Below are 6,511 nucleotides of genomic sequence, written 5' to 3' on the forward strand. Positions count from 1 at the left end.
ACTGAAGTGATAAGAAAAATAAAAAACAAAGAACTCTAAAGTAATTTTGGTCAGAAATCATAATGATTTCTGACCACATTTTCCCCAGGCAGTAAGTAATTAGTGTTTGGAGAAAAGAAACAAAAATGTACATTCACAAAAAAAGGAGTAAATCATGAGTGATTTGCAAAAACTGTTAGCGCAACCGCAAGTTGGTGCTTTTATTAAAGGCGAAAAGCAGATTAATAGTCTGTTTTCAACTTGGATGAATTTCTCTGATCCGGTAAAGGTTAAAATTTTTTTGGATCATGTACGGGCGGATGAAGAAATGCCGTTGATCGTTAGCGAAATCAAAAAATTTCAACAACCACTTTTTCAGGGAGATCAGCAAATTGATGATTTGAGTAAAGTAACATCAATGCTACCTAACTTGAAAAAATTCGTGGCCATCATCTACACTAAATTAACTGTTGGTTTTGGCGATCATTGGGATGAAGACATTTTTCAAAATCGTATTCATCCACGTGACCACGCATTAATTCGTGCTTTTAGTTTGGATGGGGAGCTTTATAACTGGGACGAAGAGATTGCTTTATTACATCCCTTCATTAAGAGCACTTGGGCCGGTCCTGCTGATTGGCCTTGGGTAGCAGAAACTGTTTGGATTGAGAGCTTGAATCATTGGCTACTGATTGTTGATAAATATTTGCAAACCAGAGAAGTAGTAATGACCGATGCTAATAATTTTAAGGATTCTTTGATGCAAAGATTGGAGCAAGACAAATTGGTTGCAGTAATAAGTAAAAAGTTTGCTCTGAACAAAGATCAGTTATTAGTAATGTGTGGCGTGCAAAACGATGCTGATCTACTTTCTTTGATTCCGATGATTCAACAAGAGTTGCCGGAGTTATTTACTGATGAGAAATTGAGAGCAACGGTTGTTGATGGCGTGCTGGTTTGGTTGAAAGACTGGGGTGGAGCTCACGATACTCGCGGTTGGGATATTCGCGTGTCGCGCTATTACGTCCATGCTTTGTATCAAGGAAAACACTTGGTTAAAAAACTGCCATATTATTATGAGTATCAGGATTATCCGGGCGGGCAAACGTATTGGTATAAAGAGTATAAGTTACAAAGTATTGTACGCATTGCGCTTGATCAGGAAAATATCCACGTGATCGCAACAAATGATCTGAAAGAAGATTTAGACATTACCCTGGCCGACAGTAGAATAATTGGTAGTACAGTAAGAAATCAATTGGCAGTAGAAAAATCCATCAAAGATTTAGAAAGTTGGTGGCCATCTCATGCCAATAAGAACTTCATACCGATTAATGGACCACAAAAGGGTAATGGATTGGCAACTTATCCTTATACGATTGTTAGCCAAGAGCTGCAAGGAATGTATTTCATTGCTGCTGTCAAAGTGATTGATATGGAGCACTACGTTGATTACGATACGCCGAACGGTCAGCAAGCGATTGGTTGTCAGTATGTTGTCAGTATTTTCCGGTTTAATCCTGAGACTGGTCAACGTACGGAGATTTACAGTCGGACATCTGATCGTAACGAACATTTTCGTACCCACTTGGATATTGTCATTGCTCGACAGTCAGCTGGTGATAAATTGCTCTTTGGCGTTCAGCCAGAAATTTATCAGTCCGATAAAAAAATCGGAGTTCAGTTTAAATTGCGTACTGGTCAAGATCAATGGACCAATATCAAATTTGAGACATATCTCTAATTTATTTCCGGCCAATGAATGTTAAACACTCATTGGCCACTTTTCTCAGATTGTTATGGTTAATAATTTGAGAAAAGAAATAAAAATGTACATTAATAAACAAAGAAGGAGTCAGAAATGAAAATATGCATCGTTGAACACGAAGCTAATTTTGCTGCTGAAAAACGAGACGCTCTGGTTAGTTTCGTAAAACCGATTTTTAATCAAGGTCACGATGTGGAATTGATTACTCAGGATAGCCTAGCCGAGCATTTAAATGCTCACATTCTACTTTTTGCTGATAGTACTATTTCGTTTACCGAGGTTGCAAAATTATTTTTAACAGTACCGGTTGTTCCCGAATTCGTTGGCATAGTATCAGAGTTGCAAATGGATTCTTTACATCGCAGCAAAAGTAAAGACCTGAACGCTTTATTAGCCGGTTTGTCATTTGGCTTTGTAACACTATCGCCTCAACAGTACACTGATCAATCTTCGGAAATTATTCAATGGCATCAGGTTTATGATTTTGTGGCTAAGCATTTCAAATTAGTATTTACTATTACTGAGTTCAAGTCGCATTTATCCAGTTGGGCTGAGGATCATAAGTTACAGTATCAGGAAATTGGTGATGATCAAAGAATTGTTAAGTTTCTGCAAAAAGTAGATAGTTGCAAATCATTTGCTGAATTAATAAATGAGCAAAACGATATTTTTATCAGCAATGATCAATGGCGAGAATTCAACCAAGAAATCAATAGTATTTTTCAACAAATTAGTCAGGAGTAATAATGTTTCGCGCAGATGTGTTTAGCAAATTTGGTTTTGCCGTCAAAATATTAATCATGGAAGATGATCCAAGAGAAGTCATAGCTGCTGAAAAGGCTGTTCGTGAATTTGGATTAGAGTCATTGTTGGTTAAAGAATATTGCGATCCCAGTAATTTGGATAATGTGATACTTGGTGTATTGTCGGATGTTTTCATTGGTTCTGAACCGCAGGGTTTTGGTCTGGCCTGGAAGTGTCAGCAACTTGGCTTACCGGTTTGTGTTGTTACCAAAGTAGTGGGGCACGAATATGCTGGTTGGAAAGATCCGATTTTGCAATCCATCAAAGATGCAGGCATTCCAGTTTTTATTTCACGATCAGAGAGAAAAGACTGGCCCGATGCTATGAACAAATTAGGCGAGTTAATGCACGCTCGTTTCCTGAGTGGCGAAGATCCTTTATCACGATCATATCAAAGATATGTTAAGAACGTTAGTAAATAAAGCAAGGGTCCAATTATTAAATAGTTGGACCTTTATTTTAGATACCAAAATAGGATATACTGTTAATAATTAAAACTACTTTATGTTATTAGAAAATTTAATCAATTATGGATTATCCGACAAAGAGGCCAAAGTATACTTGGCTGCTTTGGAATTGAACGAGTCTTCAGCGCAAGACATTGCCAAGCTAGCCAAAATAAATCGAGCAACTGTCTATGTTATTATTGAATCACTAGTACGAAATGGTTTGATTTCTATTGTTCGGCGTGGTAAGAAGAGTATGTACTTGGCCGCTAACCCCAATAAAATGATTGAACTATTGGAACAGCAAAAAGCCAAGATTGCAGCGAAAGTAGATGAAGTTCGTTCTGTTTTGCCAGAATTAGAAACTATTTATAACTATTCTCCTAGCAAGCCGAGAATCCGATACTTTGAGGGTCTAGCGGGTTTGCAAGAGCTATATCGTGATACGCTAAAGACCAATCAGACCATCTATTCTTTTGACCCTGTGCACGAAGGCATGTCCAAAGCTTTACTTAAATGGCTCGGTGAAGAATATGTGCCCGAGCGGATTAAGAAAGAGATTGATATCAAAGTAATTTGTCCTCATTTTCAGCAGCCATCCACCGCCAGATTTATTGAAGAAAGTAAAAAATTAAGACGAGAATTAAGACTCGTACCGGCTGATAAATTTCCCTTCACCATTGAAATCGAGGTCTATGGATCCAAAGTCGCTATTATTTCTTATGATGTTAAAGAGATGTTCGGTGTTATTATCGAGAGTGAGGCAGTTCACAAGACAATGAAATGTATTTTTGACTTATCTTGGGAGGGAGCGACTAAGTATCAAGAAAATAATTAAAATCTTATGATAAAAAATCAAGAAGTATTACCAGCAATAGACAATGAAGAAAAAAAAGAAGAGGTGATCAATGCAAAAGTCGATCAAGTTGAGGTTGAAGAAAAAAGTGATACCTGGCTAAAAAAACAAATGACGATGGCTGGCGAGCGAGAAGAGAGAATTAAAGAAATAAAAAATAGAATAAGTAAGATCGAGGAAGAAACAATAGCGGTTAAAGAGCTGGTACCAGAGCTTAGTAAGGAAGTTGTTGACGCCAAGCCTAGTAATAAACCCCCTTTTAAAAAAATAGGAGATTATTTTAGTAATATTAATCAACAAAGACATAATCCCTATTCGTATTGGTCATTATTGAGCGAGAATGACAAAGAATCATTATATGACTCAATAGTTAATATTCATCGTCGCCAGCAAATGCTAAAAATGTTAGCAGGGCGACACTTTGAGAGCCCTACTGATATTGTGTTAGATAATATTTCTATTGATAGTATAATAAAAAATAAAATTAAAATTAGTGAAGATATATTTAAGATAGGAATTAAAGAAGTTGATACCCATGATCCTTTTTTAGTTTTGAATGGCTCAATCGATATCGACTCCCCATTATTAACTATGGGTAAGGAAAAATTTCAATGGCGGGCTGAAATGTTTTTATCTGATGATTATACGGTAAGATTAAGGTTAGCAGAGAGATCCGTATTGAAGGAAAGATTAATGCGAAGCGATGATTATGAGGAAAAGATAAAAAATAATCCTCAAGAAGTTGAAAATAAACTTAGTCAATACATCAATGAACATTCGAATTTTCAGCCAGCATTAAATATCGATTATGATATTAATTTTGATAAAAAAGAAGATTATTTAACTTCAAAAATTTTATTTCATAATATTAGTAATACACTCTCTCGTGGTGGAGCTTCTTCGCCGATTAGTGGAAATATTGCGAATAATTATAAAAAGTATGGTTTGAGTGGTTTGGATATTAATTATGATTTAGCAGAAAAATTACAGGAACTATTAAAGGAGTATGTTTCTCAGTACGTTAAGCCCAATAAATTTTCTAATTGGTCGGCAGCAGAAATAAATTTTCGTATTAACTCAGAGATTTCTACCAAATCAGAGCAAGATATAGATAAAATGTTTCAAGATGGCTTGCGGACAGGTGAATTTGATTCTTTGCTATTATACATTGGTGATGGTGCACAGAAGTTTTTGGATATTACTGCCAGTGAACAATACCGAGTAGCTGGTAAGGAATTTCAATTACTTCAAGAGTATAAGAAAGATTTAGTTACTAATTTAGTTAATAGTAATGTTTATGATTTGGGACCCGGTGATGGTCATAAGGCCAAGGAGCTACTGCGTGGCGTACAAGAAAAAAACAATCAAAAAGATATTAACTACCACCCAGTAGATATTAATCCAACTATGGTTTACGCGACAGCTGACAATTTTCGCGATTTCCCCGAGGTTAACATCAGCGGCCTAGTTTGTGACTTCCATAAATTAAAAGATAAGGTGTGTACTGACGACAATTCATTTTTGTTACTAGGTAATACCATTGGTAATGGCGATGAGAATTACCAAATTAAATTACTTCAAAGCATTCGTCAGGCCATGAAAGATGGTGAGAGGCTGGTTATTGGTGCACAACTCAAAACTGATTTAAAGCAAATTACCGAACAATATAACAGTCCAGAATTATCAGCACTGTGTAAAAATGTTATCAGCCGTTTTGGTGTCGCCGAGTCGGAGCTTGATTATTATGCGCAAGCCGATGAAGTCAACGGTTGCGTGGAGATGAAGTTAATATTTAAAAAAGATCGGGCTATTGACTACCGGGGAGTAAAAAAAGATTTTAAAAAAGGAGACGAACTAAAGATAGTTGTCTCGCAAAAGTATGAATTAATGCAACTGGATGGTCTATTAGCGGCTAGCGGTTTAGCAGTGAATCGGGTTATAGTTAATCAGAGTCAAGACTATGAATTGGTAGTAGCTCAAGCAATAACTAAAAAAATAGCAGCTTAAATAAAATTAATATCACGTAGTGCTTGTTGGTAAGCAGTGATCAGGGTAGTGGTTTCTTCTTGGGTTAATTGATATGATTTATCCTTTAATTTATATTGGCAGAGCATGTTTGCTTGCCATATTTTTTTTGGTTCGGAAAAAGTACCATAACCCAAAGCCCTTAGTCGTTGTTCCAGATTGTTCAGGTGTTGATTGGGAATCAAATCGGCTACCAGTTGTTCGATCATCTTATTAGCTAAAATAATAGCCTGACGCCAATCATCTGGATTGTTGCTTTTTTGTAGAGGTTGTATTTTTTTCCATTGCCGCCGGACGCGATAATAACCGTAGGGTTTAATTGTGATAAACTCCACTAAGTTATAAAGAAAATAAAGTTTAAACCAGCGCGAGCGGTAAAGAAAAAGAAGTAAAAAACAAAGACAAAGAAAGGTAATGGTTAACATCGTTACCTTAAACCACAATGGTGACGAAGTCAGCACATTTAAAGTTAATAGTAGATCAATGTTCGCTAGATTGTCTTGGGGTAAGTAGATTAAATTGTTATCAGCATTGATCATAGATTATTATTATCAAATGGTAGATCTGCTGGCGCTGTACCTTTTTTACTCGCCGAGCTCATCGTATTCATAAAGTAGCTGCTATTAATAGGAA

6 protein-coding genes and 1 pseudogene (1 of these 7 cut by a window edge) are annotated in these 6,511 nt (G+C 36.3%); 6 read left to right on the forward strand and 1 reads right to left on the reverse strand.

What is annotated here, in order from left to right; genetic code table 11:
• The 6 genes and pseudogenes from COX77_02270 to COX77_02295 form a co-directional block, all read left to right on the forward strand.
• Positions 1-5, forward strand: a pseudogene (locus COX77_02270) (hypothetical protein) (it extends 844 nt beyond the left edge of the window).
• Between the two features lie 149 nt (positions 6-154).
• Positions 155-1,723, forward strand: coding sequence for a hypothetical protein (locus tag COX77_02275; protein PIZ99188.1), 1,569 nt, complete (start codon positions 155-157; stop codon positions 1,721-1,723).
• A gap of 117 nt (positions 1,724-1,840) precedes the next feature.
• On the forward strand, positions 1,841-2,491 hold the full coding sequence (locus COX77_02280; protein PIZ99189.1) for a hypothetical protein: 651 nt from the start codon (positions 1,841-1,843) through the stop codon (positions 2,489-2,491).
• 2 nt (positions 2,492-2,493) lie between these two features.
• The gene (locus COX77_02285; GenBank protein ID PIZ99190.1) at positions 2,494-2,973 is read left to right on the forward strand and encodes a hypothetical protein; all 480 of its coding nucleotides are present in this window, start codon (positions 2,494-2,496) and stop codon (positions 2,971-2,973) included.
• A gap of 82 nt (positions 2,974-3,055) precedes the next feature.
• A complete protein-coding gene (locus COX77_02290; GenBank protein PIZ99191.1) occupies positions 3,056-3,835 on the forward strand; it encodes a hypothetical protein in 780 nt (259 codons plus the stop codon).
• A 6-nt stretch (positions 3,836-3,841) separates the two neighbouring features.
• On the forward strand, positions 3,842-5,860 hold the full coding sequence (locus tag COX77_02295) for a hypothetical protein (GenBank protein PIZ99192.1): 2,019 nt from the start codon (positions 3,842-3,844) through the stop codon (positions 5,858-5,860).
• Here the strand turns inward: COX77_02295 and COX77_02300 are convergent.
• On the reverse strand, positions 5,857-6,417 hold the full coding sequence (locus COX77_02300) for a hypothetical protein (protein PIZ99193.1): 561 nt from the start codon (positions 6,415-6,417) through the stop codon (positions 5,857-5,859). The genes COX77_02295 and COX77_02300 overlap by 4 nt on opposite strands.
• Positions 6,418-6,511: the final 94 nt, after the last annotated feature.

It is taken from the genome of Candidatus Komeilibacteria bacterium CG_4_10_14_0_2_um_filter_37_10 (assembly GCA_002793075.1).
Taxonomy (GTDB): Bacteria; Patescibacteriota; Patescibacteriia; order UBA1558; family UBA1558; genus UM-FILTER-37-10.